The organism is Helicobacter pylori, assembly GCF_001653455.1.
Taxonomy (GTDB): Bacteria; Campylobacterota; Campylobacteria; order Campylobacterales; family Helicobacteraceae; genus Helicobacter; species Helicobacter pylori_A.
Genome location: NZ_CP011486.1, coordinates 122,197 through 141,510, shown reverse-complemented (window position 1 = coordinate 141,510; position 19,314 = coordinate 122,197). Strand labels below are relative to the sequence as shown.

Annotated in this window: 15 protein-coding genes and 1 pseudogene; 4 read left to right on the top strand and 12 right to left on the bottom strand. The window is 38.6% G+C overall.

Annotated elements, in window-relative coordinates; genetic code table 11:
• Positions 1 to 315: 315 nt before the first annotated feature.
• Complete coding sequence (locus tag AA977_RS08175) at positions 316 to 450, bottom strand: HP0135 family lipoprotein (protein WP_154811898.1); 135 nt, start codon at positions 448 to 450, stop codon at positions 316 to 318.
• A 239-nt stretch (positions 451 to 689) separates the two neighbouring features.
• Positions 690 to 2,039: a class II 3-deoxy-7-phosphoheptulonate synthase gene (locus AA977_RS00650; RefSeq protein ID WP_064434181.1), complete on the bottom strand. Its 1,350-nt coding sequence runs from the start codon at positions 2,037 to 2,039 to the stop codon at positions 690 to 692.
• Positions 2,040 to 2,227: 188 nt separating this feature from the next.
• Between AA977_RS00650 and AA977_RS00645 the strand changes: the two genes are divergently transcribed.
• Together AA977_RS00645 and AA977_RS00640 are read left to right on the top strand one after the other, a co-directional pair.
• Complete coding sequence (locus tag AA977_RS00645; protein WP_033771045.1) at positions 2,228 to 3,469, top strand: serine/threonine transporter; 1,242 nt, start codon at positions 2,228 to 2,230, stop codon at positions 3,467 to 3,469.
• Positions 3,469 to 4,836, top strand: a complete 1,368-nt coding sequence (locus tag AA977_RS00640) for an L-serine ammonia-lyase (RefSeq protein ID WP_064434180.1) — start codon at positions 3,469 to 3,471, stop codon at positions 4,834 to 4,836. Before AA977_RS00645 ends, AA977_RS00640 begins: the two co-directional genes overlap by 1 nt.
• A gap of 1,047 nt (positions 4,837 to 5,883) precedes the next feature.
• Here the strand turns inward: AA977_RS00640 and AA977_RS00635 are convergent.
• The 8 genes from AA977_RS00635 to AA977_RS08170 all read right to left on the bottom strand — a co-directional run bounded on the left by AA977_RS00635 (position 5,884) and on the right by AA977_RS08170 (position 12,076).
• Positions 5,884 to 6,747, bottom strand: a complete 864-nt coding sequence (locus AA977_RS00635) for a hypothetical protein (protein ID WP_064434179.1) — start codon at positions 6,745 to 6,747, stop codon at positions 5,884 to 5,886.
• A 242-nt stretch (positions 6,748 to 6,989) separates the two neighbouring features.
• Positions 6,990 to 7,421, bottom strand: a complete 432-nt coding sequence (locus tag AA977_RS00630; protein ID WP_064434178.1) for a DUF1104 domain-containing protein — start codon at positions 7,419 to 7,421, stop codon at positions 6,990 to 6,992.
• A gap of 352 nt (positions 7,422 to 7,773) precedes the next feature.
• Positions 7,774 to 8,637 carry an outer membrane protein gene (locus AA977_RS00625; RefSeq protein ID WP_064434177.1) on the bottom strand — a complete coding sequence of 288 codons (864 nt, stop codon included), beginning with the start codon at positions 8,635 to 8,637 and terminating at the stop codon, positions 7,774 to 7,776.
• Between the two features lie 201 nt (positions 8,638 to 8,838).
• Positions 8,839 to 9,189, bottom strand: coding sequence for a 50S ribosomal protein L20 (gene rplT, locus AA977_RS00620; protein ID WP_001264156.1), 351 nt, complete (start codon positions 9,187 to 9,189; stop codon positions 8,839 to 8,841).
• 94 nt (positions 9,190 to 9,283) lie between these two features.
• Positions 9,284 to 9,478 (bottom strand): 50S ribosomal protein L35, encoded by a 195-nt coding sequence (gene rpmI / locus AA977_RS00615; RefSeq protein WP_001125542.1) that lies wholly within the window; start codon positions 9,476 to 9,478, stop codon positions 9,284 to 9,286.
• Positions 9,459 to 10,070 carry a translation initiation factor IF-3 gene (infC, locus tag AA977_RS00610; RefSeq protein ID WP_064434176.1) on the bottom strand — a complete coding sequence of 204 codons (612 nt, stop codon included), beginning with the start codon at positions 10,068 to 10,070 and terminating at the stop codon, positions 9,459 to 9,461. Before infC ends, rpmI begins: the two co-directional genes overlap by 20 nt.
• On the bottom strand, positions 10,067 to 11,905 hold the full coding sequence (gene thrS / locus AA977_RS00605) for a threonine--tRNA ligase (RefSeq protein ID WP_064434175.1): 1,839 nt from the start codon (positions 11,903 to 11,905) through the stop codon (positions 10,067 to 10,069). Before thrS ends, infC begins: the two co-directional genes overlap by 4 nt.
• Positions 11,906 to 11,944: 39 nt before the next feature.
• On the bottom strand, positions 11,945 to 12,076 hold the full coding sequence (locus tag AA977_RS08170) for a hypothetical protein (protein WP_001892720.1): 132 nt from the start codon (positions 12,074 to 12,076) through the stop codon (positions 11,945 to 11,947).
• A gap of 181 nt (positions 12,077 to 12,257) precedes the next feature.
• On the opposite strand from AA977_RS08170, the gene ppsA reads away from it, so the two are divergent.
• Together ppsA and AA977_RS00595 are read left to right on the top strand one after the other, a co-directional pair.
• The gene (gene ppsA / locus AA977_RS00600; protein WP_064434174.1) at positions 12,258 to 14,684 is read left to right on the top strand and encodes a pyruvate, water dikinase; all 2,427 of its coding nucleotides are present in this window, start codon (positions 12,258 to 12,260) and stop codon (positions 14,682 to 14,684) included.
• 104 nt (positions 14,685 to 14,788) lie between these two features.
• A pseudogene (locus tag AA977_RS00595) lies at positions 14,789 to 15,980 on the top strand (DUF874 family protein).
• A gap of 148 nt (positions 15,981 to 16,128) precedes the next feature.
• Here AA977_RS00595 and AA977_RS00590 read toward each other — a convergent pair.
• Positions 16,129 to 17,055, bottom strand: coding sequence for a radical SAM protein (locus tag AA977_RS00590; RefSeq protein ID WP_064434172.1), 927 nt, complete (start codon positions 17,053 to 17,055; stop codon positions 16,129 to 16,131).
• A complete protein-coding gene (gene topA / locus AA977_RS00585; RefSeq protein ID WP_064434171.1) occupies positions 17,048 to 19,258 on the bottom strand; it encodes a type I DNA topoisomerase in 2,211 nt (736 codons plus the stop codon). The genes AA977_RS00590 and topA overlap by 8 nt, the downstream gene beginning before the upstream one ends.
• Positions 19,259 to 19,314: the final 56 nt, after the last annotated feature.

Below are 19,314 nucleotides of genomic sequence, written 5' to 3'. Positions count from 1 at the left end.
ATTACAAGCGTATAAGGCTAGAAGCCTTAAAATACCAATAGCTCCGTTCTTTTCAAATATTGAAAAGCCTTATTCAGTTATTCTTTAGTTTGAATTGGATCTTTAAATTTTATTTATAGTTTTATGGTGAAACTCTTAAGAAGATAGAGAATATTTTATAATAGCATCTCTTTATAACCCACCTAATCCCCCCAAGATCGCATTGCAAGAGACCACCACTCGCTCACGCAAACTCTTTGATATTTTTTTAAAAAATGCCTTTGAGCATTCTTTAAATTTGGTTATTAATACTCAGTTAAAAACGCTAAATCAATTTTATTTTTGTTCAGGTTGCCAAATGGTTTTTTCTGAAGGGGTGCTGTCAGCTTCATTTTGTAAAATTTGTTGTTTGGTTTCATGACAAGCTACAAATAATAGTGCAAACACTATAGCTAAAAAAGAAATTCTCATTCAAGATCCTTTGAATATTAAAATGCTAACAATAATTATAAAGAAAAAGAGTTAAAAAAAGATTAATATTTAATCCGTTTTAATCAATACAAACAAGCCTTATTCAATTCTTAAAAACTTGTTTTTTAAACTTTATTTTAAACTCATAAGGGGATAGAGAAATATTTTACGCTAACCCCCTTAACCCCCAAAATCGCATTGCAAGAGACTATGCTTAATACAAGCTTTTTTTATTGATTTCAAGCGCGTTGTTTTTTAAGCATGTCCGCAATCAAAAAAGCGAGTTCTAGGGCTTGAGTGGCGTTTAGTCTTGGATCGCATTGCGTGTAGTAATGGCAGCTCAAACCCTCTTCAGTGATCGCTTGCGAGCCACCGATACATTCTGTAACATTCTCACCTGTCATCTCCAGATGAACCCCTGAAGCCAAACTCCCTTCAGCCCTATGGATTTCAAAAAAGCTTTTCACCTCATCTAACACGCAATCAAAAGCCCTTGTTTTAACCCCTGAATTGGTTTTCACCGTGTTGCCATGCATGGGATCAATGCTCCATAAGATATGGCGTTTTTCTTTCAACACCCCTTGTAAAAGTTTAGGCAAACGCTCTTTAATCACCTTAGAACCCATGCGCACGATCAAATTCAAACGCCCCTTAATGTTGTGCGGGTTTAAAACATCGCACAATTCTAGCACTTCGCTCACGCTCGCATTAGGCCCGATTTTCACGCCAATAGGGTTGCAAACCCCCCTTAAAAACTCCACATGAGCGCCTTTAGGATCTCTTGTCCTTTCGCCAATCCACAGCATGTGCGCAGAGCAATCATAAAACTGGTTAGTCAAACTATCCTTACGCACCAAAGGCTCTTCATAATGGAGCAGTAACGCTTCGTGGCTGGTGTAAAATTCCACTTCCCTAAGGATAGGCGTTCGCTCTATTTCCACCCCGCATGCTTGCATAAACCCTAAAGCTTGCGTGATCCGGTCAGCGATTTGCTGGTATTTTTGCCCAAAGTCGTTGTTTTTGACAAAATCCAAATTGAAACGATGCACTTGCTCCAAATTGGCTAACCCGCCTTGAGCAAAAGCCCTAATCAAATTTAAAGTCGCCACGCTTTGATGGTAGGCTTTAAGCATTCTTTCAGCCTTTGGCTCTCTTTCTTTTTTGGGAATCCCATTGATAATATCCCCTCTATAGCTTAGCACTTCTTCATCATCTAAGATTTCAGTCGCATTGGAGCGCGGTTTGGCAAACTGCCCGGCAATGCGCCCCACTTTCACGATCGGTATAGAGCCAGCAAAAGTGAGAACAATCGCCATTTGCATCATCACTTTGAACATGTCTCTGATCCTGTTAGCACTAAATTGAGAAAACGACTCCGCGCAATCGCCCCCTTGCAACAAAAACGCCTTATTATCAATCACTTGGGCTAGGCGTTCTTGCAAGTTTCTCGCTTCACCAGCAAACACTAAAGGAGGGTAAGAGCTCAATTCTTTTTTGACTCTCTCTAACTCTTTTTGATCCTTATAAGTGGGGTGTTGCTCTATCTTAAAAGAATGCCATGAAGTTGGCGACCAAGTTGTGTTTGACATTTTTATAATCCTTCTATTAATCTTTTTTAATTGCTATTATAGCTTGAAAGGCATGGATTGAATTATAGACTTTAAGAGAATAAACACGCATTCAAATTACCCTTTAATCTCAAAAAACCCTAATCATAAAAGGGCTTTATGATACAATAAACGAACTCTTCAAAAATATAAAAGGGCGGTTTAATAGCATGACACAAGAAAAAGCGGTTCCAAAAGATCCTAAAAAACTCAATTTGTTTGATTTGCGTTGGATGGCGTCCTTATTTGGCACGGCGGTGGGGGCTGGGATTTTATTTTTGCCTATTAGAGCCGGTGGGCATGGGATATGGGCTATTGTGGTGATGAGCGCGATCATTTTCCCTTTGACTTATCTAGGGCATAGAGCTTTAGCTTATTTTATAGGATCTAAAGATAAAGAAGACATTACCATGGTCGTTCGCTCGCATTTTGGCGCTCAATGGGGCTTTCTTATCACTTTGCTTTATTTCTTTGCAATTTATCCTATTTGCTTGGCTTATGGGGTGGGCATCACGAATGTGTTTGATCATTTTTTTACCAATCAATTGCATTTAGCGCCTTTCCATCGGGGATTATTGGCTGTCATTTTAGTTTCTTTAATGATGTTGGTAATGGTTTTTAACGCCACGATTGTAACGCGCATTTGCAACGCCTTGGTGTATCCTTTATGCTTGATTTTATTGCTTTTTTCTGTGTATCTTATCCCCTATTGGCAAGTTAATAACCTTTTTATCATGCCGAGTTTTAAAGAATTTGTGTTGGCTATTTGGCTAACCTTACCGGTGCTTGTGTTTTCGTTCAACCATAGCCCCATTATTTCCACTTTCACTCAAAATGTGGAAAAAGAATACGGCGCTTTCAAAGAGTATAAACTCAATCAAATTGAATTAGGGACATCGCTCATGCTGTTAGGGTTTGTGATGTTTTTTGTGTTTTCTTGCGTCATGTGCTTGAATGCTGATGATTTCATGAAAGCAAGGGAACAAAATATCCCCATTTTAAGCTATTTCGCTAACACCTTAAACAACCCCTTAATCAACTATGCAGGGCCTGTGGTGGCTTTTTTAGCGATTTTTTCATCTTTTTTTGGGCATTATTATGGGGCTAAAGAGGGTTTAGAAGGCATTATTATCCAAAGTTTAAAATTGAAAAAGGCTTCTAAAACCTTGAGCGTGAGCGTAACGATTTTTTTATGGCTTAGCATCACGCTTGTGGCTTATATTAACCCTAATATCCTGGATTTTATTGAAAATTTAGGCGGCCCCATTATCGCGCTCATTCTTTTTGTGATGCCTATGGTAGCTTTTTATAGCGTTTCTAGTTTGAAGCGTTTTAGAAATTTCAAAGTGGATATTTTTGTGTTTGTCTTTGGGAGTTTAACGGCTTTGAGCGTGTTTTTAGGATTGTTCTAATGGCTAGTTTTTCTATTTTATCCATTTTTAAAATCGGCGTTGGGCCTAGCTCTTCACACACCATAGGGCCTATGGAAGCGGGGGCGAGGTTTTGCGGGTTGTTAAAAGGTGTTTTAAAGCAAGTTGAACGCGTTCAAATCACCCTGCATGGCTCATTAGCCTTGACCGGTAAAGGGCATTTGAGCGATGAGGCGGTTTTGATTGGCTTGCATGGTATTTACGCTAACGAGTTGGATACAACAACCAAAAAAGCCTTGTTGCATGAAGTATTTGAAAACAAGGTCTTAAAACTCGCTAACCAGCATCATATCCCTTTTGATTATTCTAAAGATTTGATTTTTGACAACAAGCCTTTAGCCAGACACCAAAACGCCCTTATTTTAAAAGCTTTTAACGCTAAAAATGAGGTTTTAAAAGAAGAGACCTACTATTCTGTTGGCGGAGGGTTTGTCTATACTGAAAAAGAATTAGACAACTTGGCCAAAGAGAATGAAAACGAAAGCGTTGCTTATGATTTTTCAAGCGCTAAAGAATTGCTAGAATTGTGCCAAAAACACCAAAAAACCATTGCTGAAATCGTGCGTTTGAGAGAAAACGCCCTCAAAAACCACCCTGATGCAACGATGACTAAAATTTATCATGCGATGCTTGAATGCTATTATAATGGGGCCAATTCTAAAGAAGTATATCTTCCTGGTTTTTTGAAAGTAACACGATTAGCCCCAAGCATTAAAACGCGCTTAGAAAAACACCCCAAAAAGGGGAATGACCCCTTAGCTTTGATTGATTACATTTCGCTTTACGCTCGCGCCATTGCTGAAGAAAACGCTAGTGGGGGTAAGGTGGTAACCGCCCCTACTAACGGGGCGTGCGCGGTGGTGCCAAGCGTGCTTTTATACGCTAAAGACCATTTGTTTGAAAATTTATCGCAAAAGTCTATCAATGATTTTTTGCTCATTAGCGCAGCGATTGGCTATCTTTATAAGAAAAACGCTTCCTTGAGTGGTGCAGAAGCGGGGTGTCAGGCTGAAATTGGCGTGGCAAGCTCTATGGCTGCAGGGGGGTTAGCCTATTTGTATCAAGCCACGATGAAACAGGTTTTAATGGCTAGTGAAATCGCTATGGAACACCACTTGGGATTGACATGCGATCCGGTGGGGGGCTTGGTGCAAATCCCTTGCATTGAACGCAATGTTTTAGGGGCGATTAAAGCGATCAGCGCTTCTAAATTAGCGTTAGAAGATGCATACAAGCCTAAAGTGAGCCTGGATGAAGTGATCGCTACGATGTATGCGACCGGGAAAGACATGAATGAAAAATACAAAGAGACTTCGTTAGGGGGATTAGCCAAAACGCTAGAATGTTGAGGGTTAAGACAACTTTAAATTTAGAGGCTTAAGTTTCTAAAGAAAAAAGGTTTGTTTTTATCAAAAATAAGCCTTATCCAATTTTGATATTCTTAAAAAATTTTTAAAAAATAGGGTTTTAAAACTTTATTCCATCGTTTTTAAATTCCATTTTATAGTAAAAATCATTTCCTTAAGTTGATTTAAAAGCTTATAAGGGGATAGGGGTATTTTGAAATGATTCCTCCACAACCCCTTTTTTTAAATCCCCCTAACCTCCAATTGCAAGAAATTATCGCTTGACTAGCGTCAAGATCTTTTATCTTTTAAATGTGAAAAATACTCAAAGGCATTTTTAAATTTTATAATCAATATCCAATGAAAACAGAGCCAAAAAAATTTATACGCTTTCATACAAACTAACCAATTGCAAGGAATTATCGCTTGATTATGCAAGCTATCTATTATTTAATCTTTAAAAAATACCTTTGAGCATTTTTGGATTTTGTTACCAATATTCCATTGAAATATTTTACACGCTTCCACACAAAATGCGTTGGAATGTCTTGAAATGCCCAACCGCTAAAAACGCTTGGGTTTTTTAGGCTGATGTTGCCCGTAGGGAGAGTTTCTTGCTCTGTGTTCCTAATAGTAGGGATTTTTAGTAGGGATTTTACAGAGTTTAAACTCCAACGCATTCCTCTTCACGCATCATATCTCCAAAGGCGTAATTTTGCATGCTTCTTAGATACGAATGGGGATATTACTATGAATTAGTAGCATTCATTCTTAACCGCTAAAGACGATTGGGGTTTCTGCTAAAAAATTTTAAAAGGAGATTATTTTTAATTTTATCAATCTTATATTCAAAGATTTTTGCACAACAAAACCTTAAGCTAATCGTTAGTGCCAAAAGAGCTAAAAAGCTTAAAATTTAAAAAAGTGGTGGTTTTAAAAAGATAGTCCTAAAAGTAGGACAGAGATTTTAACGATGAAAAGCGATTAAAAGCCTAGTAAAAGAAGCACCTAAGAGACTTATCTAGCCCCCTACTCAAAAAGGCAAGCTAATTATTTTTCAGGCTCGCTAGAGTTGCTAATTTGCTTTTCAAATTCTTGTTGCATGGCTTGTTGTTGCCTTTCTTTCTTTGAAAGGCGGCGTTTTTTCTTGGGCTTTTTTTGCTTTTTTGAAGAAGTCTCTAGCTCTTTTGAAGCGACCTCTTTAGACGCGCTAGCACCCTCTATAGGAGTTTGAGCCGTATCCGTGTTAGAAAGATCCGTTTTCTTAGAAGAGCTTATAAATTCAGGGCTATCGGTATGGCTTTCAAGCTCTCCACTGCTCCTCTTTTGAAAGGCTGCCTTAGTGTCTTTCTCAGCTTGTTCTTCCATTTTCTTAAGAACGACTGCATCCACTTTTTTAGCCTTTTCTTTTTGGCTTATCCTAACCATGCTGATCAAATATTTGATATACCCATCATACATGTCCCCAAACTGCTCATGCAAAGCCCCAAAATCTGAGCCTTTGTAAAGCCAGTTAAACAAAGGGAGTGAAAGCTCTGTCCCTAGGTCTTTAAGCACATGCTTATAAAATTTCTCTCTGTCATTCACCACAAAAGACACTTTGCCATCTTTATGCTCATAATAACAGACCTTTTGCTCCACACAACTTTCCAAACTCCCCTTAAAAAAAGCTCCAAAAGCCGACAAGTCGCCCTTACTCATCTTGGTTTCAGAATACTGGTTAAAATTCTTCACGCGCTCTTTTTCCAAATTAACCATACTCTTTAAAACCCTCTTGCGGTCTTTTTTCACATTCCCCGTAGAGCCTTCAGAAAACATCACATTGGGATCAACTGTAGTGTTAATAGTGGCAGAAGCCGTTTCTGCTCTCAACAAAAAAGTCGTAGCTACTAATAAAAATAAAATTCGCTTCACACCAAACTCCTAATATATATAATCGCAACAAAAATAAATACTGCTATTCATTAAAACCTCTTTTTTAAAAAATCCACTTAAAATTCAAGCCGTTTTGGTCATCTTAAAATACAGACTTTCAAAGGGTCTTTGCTGTTTGAGTATGATACTATAAATATTAAAAAAATACAAACACCCCAAAAACTTTAAGCCCTAATCAGTGCAAAAAACCAACAAACATTCAAGTCAGCACACCCTAAGCGTTAATGCTTATGATGGCTTGGTTTTTTCCCTTTTTTCCCCTTTTTTTCATGATCATGAAAAGGACCTTCACATGCACAATCATGCAAATCCAACCCCTCTTCACGATATTCTTTCATGGTCATTGTTTTCTTTTTGTTAGCAATCACTTCAAGGATCTCTTTTTTACGCTTGTTGCGATCTTCTTGGCTTAAAGAAGCTAAATTCTTATCCATCGCTTTTTTAAAATCCGCTTTATATTTTTGACGCTCTTCTTCTTTCATCGCTTCTAATCGCTTATTGACTTCTGCACGAAACTCAGGAACTTCGCTAGGAGCGACTTTCCCGGCTTGCTCTAATAGCTGCTTATTGTCCATGCTCTTAAAATCGCTCGCATTCAAAAAAGCCCCAAAAAAAGTCCCTGCAAACAATAAAGAAAACACTAATTTTTTCATCAAATACTCCCAATTCAAAAAATAATGAAATCGCAGAGATTTTACCATTTACTCAATTAAAAATAACTTATATTCCTTATTCTTATCAAATATTGATAGGCTTTATTAATATTCTTTATTTTTTTAAAAATGGGGTAAAAACTATCGCTTGATGGCAATCAAACTCTTTTGTTGTTTGATTTTAAAAATCTTTGCTGTTTGTTGATGAGACAAGTTGCTCGCAACGACTGATGCCATGCTTTTGTGATAATGTTTTAAATAACGGCTTTGGTGTAAAAAAAGAAAGTTACAAAAGGTTATAAAGAGCAAAAGCCCTTCTCTATACCCCCCATAAGATTAACCCTACAATATCCTAGAAGCTTACAATGTAACGCCAATAAAAGGCATAGGGGCGGTGAAAGGTGAATTTATAAGTAACCCCTTCAGGCACATTGTCCGCACTAGCGGTATAGTAATTGTTGCGAATGGTTTGGATTTTCAAGCCAATTTCAAAACCTTGGTGTTTAGTGCCTAAGCGAATCCCACCATTCACTAAGACTTGGAAATTTGACGGGTGGAAACTCCCTCTATACTCTTCAGCTAAGTCCTTAAAATAATAGTTTGTTGGGCCCCAAGAAGTGCCGCCAATCGCAACGCCAACGAAAAACCCAAAATGCAAGTTCTCACGATTGAAAATAGCTGGGTTAAACAACACATCTGTGCCTGCACCATAGCCAAACATGAAACTTTGAGAACCCTTGCGAGCGTCTCGCATGCCATAGTCATTATAAGTGTAATACTTATAATAAGAGCTTGCAAAATCAAAGAACCCGTAATAACGCATTCCAAATTGCGGGGATTTCTTAAAAAAATGCTTATACCCTACAACAAAACCAAAACCATTGATAGCGTATTGTTGGTTGCTTAAGCCCTTATACCCACGAGTCCCTAGAGCGCCATGGGTAAGCCCTCCTGTTGGATTGCTTGCTGTGGGCATGTTAGGCGTGTTAGAGCCATAAGCCCCACTTTGATTACCATTACAATTCCCATGGGAACAATTTTGAGCGGTCGTGCTAAGCATACCTAATTGGTAATCAATCCCTATAAAAGCAGCATTTCTTTCACCTTTTTTGGTAGGGCTAGTCTTAATAGCGCTTTCTTGCTTCTTGGGGGTCTCTGCTGACAATAAGCTTGTCATTGCTAGAGAGATAGCACCTACTATAACAGATTTCTTCATGTATTCCTTCCTTCTACATTTTCTCTATTTGAGTTTTAAATGCTACATTCTACTATAAAATTACTTTCTTTTTGATTAAAAATAGCGATTGAATAAGAATAAATTGAAATAAAAATCAATTTTAGGAACTTTTTAGTAAAAATTCCTAAATTCTCTCACCCTTTTTAGACTAAAACTCAAACCTAACAGAGCCAATAGAGATCAAAGATGCTCTTTCACGCTCTCTAACACGCTCTTAAAGGCTTGCATGTCATTCATGGCCATGTCCGCTAAAACCTTGCGATCCAGCTCAATGTTAGCCACTTTTAAAGCATGCATGAAGCGCGAATAACTCGTGTCATGCATTCTGCAAGCCGCATTGATCCTTACCACCCACAAACTCCTGAACTCTCTTTTCTTTTGTTTGCGGTCCCTAAAGGCGTAATACATGCTCCTTTCAAGCTGTTCTTTAGCCTTTCTAAAATGCTTTCTTCTACCACTATAAAACCCTCTAGCGAGTTTTAAGACCTTTTTATGGCGTCTTCTGCGTACAACGCCTGTTTTAACTCTCATTTCTTTACCTTTCTTTTTAAAATATTTTTAGGTGCGTTTTTTAAACGACTTTCCCTTAAATAAGGGGCTTAACTCCACTTCTAACCCACAATCCCTAAGCCCTGCAAAGCAACGACATGACAGAATGCGCGTTAGTGTGATGCACATGTTTTGGCGCGTTCAAATTGGCTTTACGCTTAGGGCTTTTTTTAGTCAAAATATGGCTTTTAAAAGCACTGCCACGCTTAATCAAATTCTTTTTAACTTTGAAACGCTTGGACGCGCCACGATTAGTCTTCATTTTTGGCATGATTTTCTCCTTTCATAAGGTTAATACGATTAAAAGGCGGGTTATTTTCTTTAGTTTTTTTTTCGTTTTTAGGGGCTTCTTTAGCCTTAGGCACAAACATCCACGAAACAAAACGGCCCTCAGTTTTTGGCTCTTTTTCAGGGTTAGCCAAGTCTTCCATCATCGTTTGGACTCTAAAAAGCACATCCAGCCCGGCTTTTGAGTTTTGGCTCTCCCTACCCTTTAAAACCACCTTGAATTTGACATGCTTGTTGGATTCAATAAATTCTCTCGCATGCTTGACTTTATAGTTAATATCATTTTGCGCAATTTGAGTGGAAAGCTTGATCTCTTTGATTTCAATTTGCTTTTGCTTTTTCTTGGCTTCCTTGATTTTCTTTTCATTTTGGTAGCGGAATTTATTGTAATCCATCACCTTGCACACAGGAGGTTTTGCACTCGCTGAAATCAAAACCAAATCCAAACCTAAATTTTGAGCGATATTTAGGGCTTCTTTAGAAGAAATGATCCCATACACTTCGCCATTATCGCCCACGCAACGCACTTCTTTAAAATTAATATCTCCGTTTAACAACACTTCGCTTCTACTCAAAAACTAACCTCTTGCATTTTAGATTCAACCATACTTAAAAACTCCTTTAAGGGCATTTTATATTGAGTTTGTTTTTCTCTGTCTCTAATGGATAACATTTCCGTCTCCACTTCCTCATTCCCTAAAACTAGAATCATAGGGATTTTTTGTTTTTCGGCTAAACGCACTTTTTTATTCAAGCTGTCATTTTTATCCAGCACTTCTACGAAAATATCGCGCTTTTTGAGTTCCTCTTTTAATTTCAAAGCAAAACCATGATGCTCTTCATTAATAGGAATGAGAGCGATTTGAGTGGGCGCGACAAAGAAAGGGAAATTCCCCCCAAAATGTTCGCTCAAAATCGCAATAAACCTTTCAAACGAGCCTAAAATCGCTCGGTGGATCATCACCGGCTGTTCAGCATTATTATGTTCATTCGTGAAAGCGAGCTTGAAGCGTTCAGGCAAATTCATATCCACTTGGATCGTGCCGCACTGCCATTTACGCCTTAAAGCGTCAGTGATTTTAATATCAATCTTAGGCCCATAAAAAGCCCCTCCCCCTTCATCAATCTTATAATTAATATGATGCTCTTTTAGGGCTTCTTTTAAAGCGTCGGTAGCCTTTTCCCACACTTTATCATCGCCTATGGATTTGGTTGGCCTTGTGGAAAGCTCCATTTCATAGCTAAAACCAAACGCTTTCATGATCTTATGCGTAAAATCTAAAATCGCGCTCACTTCGCTTTGGATCTGTTCAAAAGAGCAAAAAATATGCGCATCATCTTGGGTAAATTCCCTAACCCTTAAAAGCCCATGCAACACGCCGCTTTTTTCGTGCCGATGCACCACGCCGTATTCATAAAACCTCAAAGGCAAATCTCTGTAGCTGTGTAAAGCGCTTTGATAGACTTTAATATGCCCCACGCAATTCATGGGCTTTATGCCGTATTCTTGCTCATCAATCGTGGTGAAATACATGTTTTCTTTGTAATTGTCATAATGCCCACTGATTTTCCACACATCGCTTTTTAAAATCTCAGGGCCTTTGACCGGCTCATAGCCTCTTAAAAGTAACGCCTTACTCAATAAATCTTCTATGCGCTTCCTAAGCCTTGCCCCTTTAGGCAACCATAAAGGCAAGCCCGCTCCTATTTCATCATCAAAGCTAAAAAGCCCTAGTTCCACGCCTAGCTTTCTGTGATCTCGTTTTTTCGCTTCTTCTATTTGAAAAAGATAGTCTTTTAAGCCCTCTTTAGTGGCAAAAGCGATGCCATAAATCCTAATGAGCATTTCATTTTTTTCATCGCCACCCAAATAAGCCCCAGCCAATTTAGTGAGCTTGAAATGGTTTAAAAAACGAGTGTTTGGGAGGTGCGGCCCCTTACACAAATCCTCAAACTCGCCCTGTTGGTACACGCCAAACGCATCGCCACTGATTTTACTCATGACTGCATGCTTTAATTCATCGCCCTTAAAACGCTCCAAGGCTTGCTCTCTGGTTAAAATCTCTTTAGTGATAGCGAGCTTTGATTTTGCAAACTCTTTCATTTTCGCTTCAATTTTAGGCAAATCCTCTTCGCTGATTTTTGAAGCGGTTTTGAAATCGTAATAAAAGCCTTCTTCCACCACAGGGCCTACAAAAAATTTCGCGTCCGGATAAAGGGCTTTCAAGCTTTGTGCAAGCAAGTGCGCGCATGAATGCCTAATCACCTCTAAAGCCAAAGGCGAATCATCAAAATATATCGGCTCAGTCCCCTTTAACGCCTTAACCCCATCGCTCAGTCCTAAGACTTTCGCGCTCTCTAAATCTATTATTTGCTCGTCTTTATAAACGGCAATCAGTTCCGCACTCATTCTTTAAAACTTATGTTTCCTTTCTTTAAACCTTAAAATTTAACAATCTTTTGAGCCAAACCCGCATTGCACTTGCGAATCCACTTTCTCAGCTTTAGGGTCGCTCATAGGCTTTAAACACGCTTGTAAAAACACCATACAAAGCAAATTCAATAACAACCGCCTATACAAAACTACCCTTTCTATTCAAAAATACCTAGCTAACTGACTATTATACAACAAAATCATAAACCAAAAAAATACCCCCTATTAGAAAGCTTAAAATACAAACTAGCTAAAACTAAAGCTCTATCATGCTATCATTATCATATTTTTGTTTTAAAAGACTTAATGATAATTTTAAGGGAGTTTTGTGCGATATATCAAGTTTTTCAAAGAGTTGAACAATAAAAATGTGAATCTGGTTGGGGGCAAGAACGCTAGCATTGGCGAGATGTTTCAAGAATTAGTGCCTATTGGCATTAAAGTGCCTGATGGCTTTGCGATCACTAGCGAAGCGTATTGGTATCTTTTAGAGCAAGGGGGGGCTAAACAAAAAATCATAGAGCTTTTAGAAAATGTTGATGCCACGGAAATTGATGTGTTAAAAATCCGCTCCAAACAAATCAGAGAGCTTATTTTTGGCACGCCTTTTCCAAGCGATTTAAGGGATGAAATTTTCCAAGCTTATGAAATTTTGAGCCAGCAATACAGCATGAAAGAAGCCGATGTGGCCGTAAGAAGTTCCGCTACCGCCGAAGATTTACCGGACGCTTCTTTTGCTGGGCAGCAAGACACTTATTTAAACATTAAGGGCAAAACGGAGCTGATCCACTATATCAAGTCTTGTTTGGCGTCGCTTTTTACCGATAGAGCGATTAGTTACAGGGCGAGTCGTGGGTTTGATCATTTAAAAGTTGCGCTGAGTGTGGGGGTGCAAAAAATGGTGCGAGCGGATAAAGGCAGTGCGGGAGTGATGTTTTCTATTGACACTGAAACCGGCTTTAAAGATGCGGTGTTTATCACTTCAGCGTGGGGGTTAGGCGAAAATGTGGTGGGCGGCACGATAAACCCTGATGAATTTTATGTGTTTAAGCCCACTTTAGAGCAAAACAAACGCCCCATTATCAAACGACAGCTTGGCAATAAAACGCAAAAAATGGTCTATGCCCCAAGGGGTAGCGAACACCCTACTAGAAACATTAAAACCACTAAAAAAGAATGGCAATCCTTTTCATTGAGCGATGAAGACATGCTGATTTTAGCCAAATACGCTATTGAAATTGAAAAACATTACTCCAAAGAAGCCAAACAATACCGCCCCATGGATATAGAATGGGCTAAAGATGGCGATAGCGGGGAAATCTTTATCGTTCAAGCGCGCCCAGAAACCGTTCAAAGCCAAAAAAGTAAAGAAGAAAGTCAAGTCTTTGAAAAATTCAAATTCAAAAACCCTAACGAAAAAAAAGAAATTATCCTACAAGGCAGAGCCATTGGCAGTAAAATTGGCTCAGGAAAAGTGCGCATCATCAATGACTTGGAACATATGAATTCTTTTAAAGAGGGCGAAATTTTAGTTACGGACAATACCGACCCGGATTGGGAGCCTTGCATGAAAAAAGCGAGTGCGGTTATCACTAATCGTGGGGGGCGCACTTGCCATGCCGCTATTGTGGCTAGAGAAATTGGCGTGCCGGCGATTGTTGGCGTGAGCGGGGCAACGGATAGCCTTTATACCGGCATGGAAATCACGGTTTCTTGCGCAGAGGGTGAAGAAGGCTATGTGTATGCAGGCATTTATGAGCATGAGATTGAAAGAGTAGAGCTTTCTAACATGCAAGAAACCCAAACAAAAATTTATATTAATATTGGAAACCCTGAAAAAGCCTTTAGCTTTTCTCAGCTCCCTAATCATGGCGTGGGGCTAGCCAGGATGGAAATGATTATTTTAAATCAAATCAAAGCCCACCCTTTAGCTTTAGTGGATTTGCACCACAAAAAAAGCGTGAAAGAAAAAAATGAAATTGAAAACCTCATGGCAGGCTATGCTAACCCTAAAGATTTTTTTGTGAAAAAAATCGCTGAAGGCATTGGCATGATAAGCGCGGCGTTTTACCCTAAACCGGTCATTGTAAGGACTAGCGATTTCAAATCCAATGAATACATGCGCATGCTTGGCGGCTCTAGCTATGAGCCTAATGAAGAAAACCCCATGCTTGGTTATAGGGGGGCTAGTCGGTATTATTCAGAAAGCTATAACGAAGCGTTTTCGTGGGAGTGTGAGGCTTTAGCGTTAGTGAGGGAAGAAATGGGCTTAACGAATATGAAAGTGATGATCCCTTTTTTGCGCACCATTGAAGAGGGTAAAAAAGTCCTAGAAATTTTAAGAAAAAACAATTTAGAATCCGGTAAAAACGGGCTTGAAATTTATATCATGTGTGAATTACCGGTCAATGTTATTTTGGCTGATGATTTCTTAAGCTTGTTTGATGGCTTTTCTATTGGCTCAAACGATTTAACCCAACTCACTCTAGGCGTGGATAGAGACAGCGAATTAGTCAGCCATGTCTTTGATGAAAGGAATGAAGCGATGCTAAAAATGTTTAAAAAAGCGATTGAAGCTTGCAAAAGGCACAACAAATATTGCGGGATTTGTGGGCAAGCCCCAAGCGATTACCCCGAAGTGACAGAGTTTTTAGTCAAAGAGGGCATCACTTCCATTTCTTTAAACCCTGATAGCGTGATCCCCACTTGGAACGCTGTAGCTAAGTTAGAAAAAGAGCTAAAAACCATGACTTAATTGCGCTTTGATAATAAAATGGGCCAATCCAACTTGAGAGAGTTTTTGTATGAGTTTCCATGAGATAATTTTGATGGGTGGGATTGTTTTAAAAAAGGTTGGTGATGGAATCAATCAAAACAGAAAAAACAAATACAGCTGGTAAGAATACAGAGACAGCTAGCACAAAGGCAAATAAAGAGACTCATTTTAAACAAGTGGGTGCCATTACAAATATTCTCAATTGGTGGGTTTTTTACAAAGATTGTAAAGAGGGTTAGAGGGTTTGTAAAAAAACACCCCAAGAAAAGCAATGCGGCATTAGTAGTATTGACCCATGTTGCATGCAAGAGAGCAAAAGAATTAGACAACAAAGTCCAAGATAAGTCCAAACAGGCTGAAAAAGAGAATCAAATCAATTGGTGGAAATATTCAGGACTCACCATAGCGACAAATTTATTATTAGCCGCTTGTAGCGTTGGTGATATTGATAAACAAATAGAGCTAGAACAAGAACAACAGAAAACAGAACAAGAAAAACAAAAAGCAAATAGGAGTGGGATAGAGTTAGAACAAGAAAGACAAAAGACAAATAAGAGTGGGATAGAACTCGCTAATAGTCAAATAAAAGCAGAGCAAGAAAGACAGAAAACAGAACAAGAAAAACAAAAGACAAATAAGAGTGGGATAGAGTTAGAACAGCAAAAACAAAAGACAATTAATACACAAAGAGATTTAATTAAAGAGCAGAAAGATTTGGTTAAAAAAGCAGAACAAAATTGCCAAGAAAATCATGGCCAATTCTTTATTAAAAAAGGAGGAATTAAGGCTAGTACTACTATAGAAGTAGAAGCTGAATGCAAAACCCCTAAACCTACAAAAACCAATCAAACCCCTATCCAGCCAAAACACCTTCCAAACTCTAAACAACCCCACTCTCAAAGAGAATCAAAAACACAAGAGCTTATAGCTTATTTGCAAAAAGAATTAGAATCTCTACCCTATTCACAAAAAGCTATCGCTAAACGAGTGAATTTTTACAGGCCAAGTTCTATCGCTTATTTAGAACTAGACCCTAGAGATTTTCATGTTACAGAAGAATGGCAAAAAGCAAATCTAAAAATACGCTCTAAAGCTCAAGCTAAAATGCTTGAAATGAGAAACTTAAAATCACACCCACAAGCCCACCTTTCAACCTCTCAAAGCCTTTTGATCCTTCAAAAAGTATTTGCTGATGTTAATAAAGAAATAAAAGTAGCTGCTAATACCGAGAAAAAAGTAGAAAAAGCGGGTTATGGTTATAGTAAAAGGGTGTAGTGGTTAAAAACATTGCACCCAGTTTTTAATTGTCTGTCGGCTTTTGATTTTTTATGATATTACGGCGTTATTTGATAATAAAAGAAATTCTTTTTAAAAGCTTAAACTATCCCTAAAGTAAGGTAAAACTACGGATTGCAAATAAAGCCTAAAACGCACAATAAAACTCCAAAGAGCCGACTTTTTTAATCGTAATTTGCTGATGGTTTAATAAAGTTTCTAAATGCTTAAACGAATCAAGCTCTAAGATTAGGGGGGCTTCTTCCACGCTTAAAGGGCGTCTAGAGATTAAAGCGAGCAACCCGTCCCTATCGCAAGAAATCAGTTTCTCAATTTTAGGAGCGGTGCGTTTAGGCAAACTCACGCAAAGCCCTTCAAAAAATAAAGAGCATTTTAACAATTCATCTTCGCTTAATTTAGGGGCTTTAAAGCTTGAAGGCCTGTCTATGGTGCTTAAATCCACTCTAGCGATATGGATTTTTTTTAAAAATGCAGCGATGAGTTTTAAATTATTCTCGCTATCATTCACGCCCCTAATCAACAACACTTCAGCCACTAGTTGACCTTGATAAATTTGAGAAAAATTTGAAATGCCCTCTAAAATCTTGTTAATGTCTTTAGAATAAGGCTTATCCACCTTTTCAAAGGCTTTCAAATCAATAGCGTCTAAAGAAAATTTAACGATGTCAAATTCCTTTAAGGCTTGCTGGACTTTTGGCTCATAAAATAACGAGCCATTGCTTAAAATCAAAGTTTTAACGCCCTTTAAAAAAGGCTTGATTTTTTGGATAAGCTCTAATAAATGAGGGTATAGAGTGGGTTCGCCATTAGCGGTGATGGTTAAAACATCAATGGGGGTGGTGAGATTATTGAGAGCGTTTTGAATGGCGTCAATCAAAACCTCAACCTCTATGACTTCTTCCATGCGATTAATGGGTTTGGCTTTACCCAACTCGCAATAAATGCAATTGTAATTGCATTGTTTTTTAGAGGGCGATAAATCCACGCCCAAAGACTTCCCAAAACGCCTGGATAAAACAGGCCCAAAGATGATAGGCAGATTTTCTTTAGTCATTATCTTCTTCTAAAAACACGCGCTCTTTGCATTTAATGCATTCATGCGCCTTTTTTTTGCGATAGATCCTCTCGCTCATCAAATAATTGCATTTCTCGCAGCGCTTGTTGATGGGCTTATGGTTGGATAAAAAATTGCATTCAGGGTAATTGTTGCAACCATAAAACGAGCCTTTCCTACTTCTTTTTAAGGCAATATCCCCTCCGCATTCTGGGCATTTCACGCCCTCTATCATTTCTTTTGCGTTAGGGGTGTTTTTTAAGGATTTGGTGTTTTTGCATTCAGGGTAGTTGTTGCAAGCTAAAAACGCCCCGTTTCTGCTGAATTTTTGCACCATTTCCCCTCCGCATTTTTCGCACAATTCTTGTTTAGCCTCATCATTAGCGTTTCCAACTTGCTTGACATATTTGCATTTAGGGTAATTGTTGCAAGCGATAAACTCCCCATAACGGCTATTCTTTTTGACCAATTCCCCCCCACATTTAGGGCATGATTCGCCGGTTTTTTCATGCACTTTTTGAGAGATGATATTCTTTTTCCCGGCTTCAATTTTATCCATAAAAGGGTAGTAAAAATCCTTCAAAACCTGCTGGTAATCCGCCTTATTTTGAGCGATATTATCTAATTCTTCTTCTAAAGAAGCGCTAAATTTAGAATCCACGATTTCTTCAAAATGCTTTTCTAAAATCTCTATCACTTTAAAAGCGCTCTCTAAAGCGCTGATTTGCTTTTTTTCTACCTTGATGTAGTCTCTATTTTGTAGAAGCGCAATCGTTGGGGCGTAGGTGCTAGGCCTTCCTATGCCTAAACTTTCTAAAACTTTAATCAAGCTCGCTTCTGAATAACGCGCTGGAGGTTCTGTCACATGGGTGTTACTCTCTAATTTTTCTAATTTAATGGGGTCATTTTCTTTCAAATTAGGGAGTAATTTGTCCTTATCGTCATTGCCTAAAATCTTATAATAACCATCAAAAAGGAGCTTCCTGCCACTAGCCTTAAACTCGCCTTTTTCGCAAGCCACAACCACGCTTTGGCTTTCAAAAAGAGCGTCTTGCATTTGAGAAGCTAAAAAGCGTTTGTAAATTAAGGTATAGAGCTTCAATTCTTCAGGTTTAAGGTAGTCTTTTAAAGCGTTTGGCTCTAAAATAATAGAAGTGGGTCTAATGGCTTCATGGGCTTCTTGGGCGTTTTTGTTCTTGCTGGAATAGACTTTGGCTTTAGGGGGCAAGTAGTCTTTGCCATAGTCTTTTAAAATCTTACCTCTCGCTTCTTCTAAAGCCTCTTTAGCGATATTTAAGCTATCGGTCCTCATGTAGGTGATCACGCCCATAACGCCTTGCGGGGTGGCTACGCCTTCATATAATTTTTGAGCGATACTCATGGTTTTTGTGGGCGAAAAACCTAAAAGGCTAGAAGCGCTTTGCTGTAAGGTGGAAGTCATAAAAGGAGACGGTGTGGGGGATTTTTTAGACTTTTTAACGATACTGGAAATCATATAATTTTCTTTTTCTAATTCGTTTTTAATTTCGTGAGCTTTTTTTTCATCAATAAGCTCTTGGGCTTTGAGTTTATTACCCTTATAGCTAACGAGTTGCGCTTCTAAATTTGGCTCAAACAAAGCGTCTAGCGTGAAATAGGTTAAAGGCTTAAAGGCTTTAATTTCCCTTTCTTTATCAATCACAAGTTTTAATGCCGCGCTTTGTACTCGCCCAGCGCTCAAACCTTTAGTGATTTTTGATGCAATCAATGAGCTTAATTTAAAGCCTACGATCCGATCTAAAAAGCGTCTAGCTTGTTGGGCATTGACTTTGGACATGTCAATTTGTCGTGGGGTTTTTAGGGCATTTAAAATCGCATTTTGCGTGATCTCATGAAAGACAATCCTAGGATAGCTCTCCAATTTCCCCCCAATCAAACATGCCACATGGTAGCCTATCGCTTCGCCCTCTCTGTCTTCATCGGTAGCGATATAAGTGGTCGATGCCTTTTTGGAAAGCTCTATGATTTGCTTGACAAGCTCTTTATGGTCTTTATCCACGACATAATTAGGCGTGAAGCCTGTTTCATCAATCTTAATGCCTAAAGCGAATTTGGATAAATCCCTAACATGCCCTTTAGAGGCAATGACTTCGTAACTTTTATCCAAAAAATTTTTAATGGTTTTGGCTTTTGCTGGGGATTCTACGATAATAAGGTGCTTCATTGAACGCCTTTAATTAATGATTTTATACCTATTAATGAATGATTGTAGCATAGAAT

What these genes read in the sequence shown, in the direction of transcription:
- AA977_RS08175 (WP_154811898.1), bottom strand. Translation starts at nt 450, where the DNA reads ATGAGAATTTCTTTTTTAGCTATAGTGTTTGCACTATTATTTGTAGCT.
- AA977_RS00650 (WP_064434181.1), bottom strand. Translation starts at nt 2,039, where the DNA reads ATGTCAAACACAACTTGGTCGCCAACTTCATGGCATTCTTTTAAGATA.
- AA977_RS00645 (WP_033771045.1), top strand. Translation starts at nt 2,228, where the DNA reads ATGACACAAGAAAAAGCGGTTCCAAAAGATCCTAAAAAACTCAATTTG.
- AA977_RS00640 (WP_064434180.1), top strand. Translation starts at nt 3,469, where the DNA reads ATGGCTAGTTTTTCTATTTTATCCATTTTTAAAATCGGCGTTGGGCCT.
- AA977_RS00630 (WP_064434178.1), bottom strand. Translation starts at nt 7,421, where the DNA reads ATGAAAAAATTAGTGTTTTCTTTATTGTTTGCAGGGACTTTTTTTGGG.
- AA977_RS00625 (WP_064434177.1), bottom strand. Translation starts at nt 8,637, where the DNA reads ATGAAGAAATCTGTTATAGTAGGTGCTATCTCTCTAGCAATGACAAGC.
- rplT (WP_001264156.1), bottom strand. Translation starts at nt 9,189, where the DNA reads ATGAGAGTTAAAACAGGCGTTGTACGCAGAAGACGCCATAAAAAGGTC.
- rpmI (WP_001125542.1), bottom strand. Translation starts at nt 9,478, where the DNA reads ATGCCAAAAATGAAGACTAATCGTGGCGCGTCCAAGCGTTTCAAAGTT.
- thrS (WP_064434175.1), bottom strand. Translation starts at nt 11,905, where the DNA reads ATGAGTGCGGAACTGATTGCCGTTTATAAAGACGAGCAAATAATAGAT.
- AA977_RS00590 (WP_064434172.1), bottom strand. Translation starts at nt 17,055, where the DNA reads ATGACTAAAGAAAATCTGCCTATCATCTTTGGGCCTGTTTTATCCAGG.
- topA (WP_064434171.1), bottom strand. Translation starts at nt 19,258, where the DNA reads ATGAAGCACCTTATTATCGTAGAATCCCCAGCAAAAGCCAAAACCATT.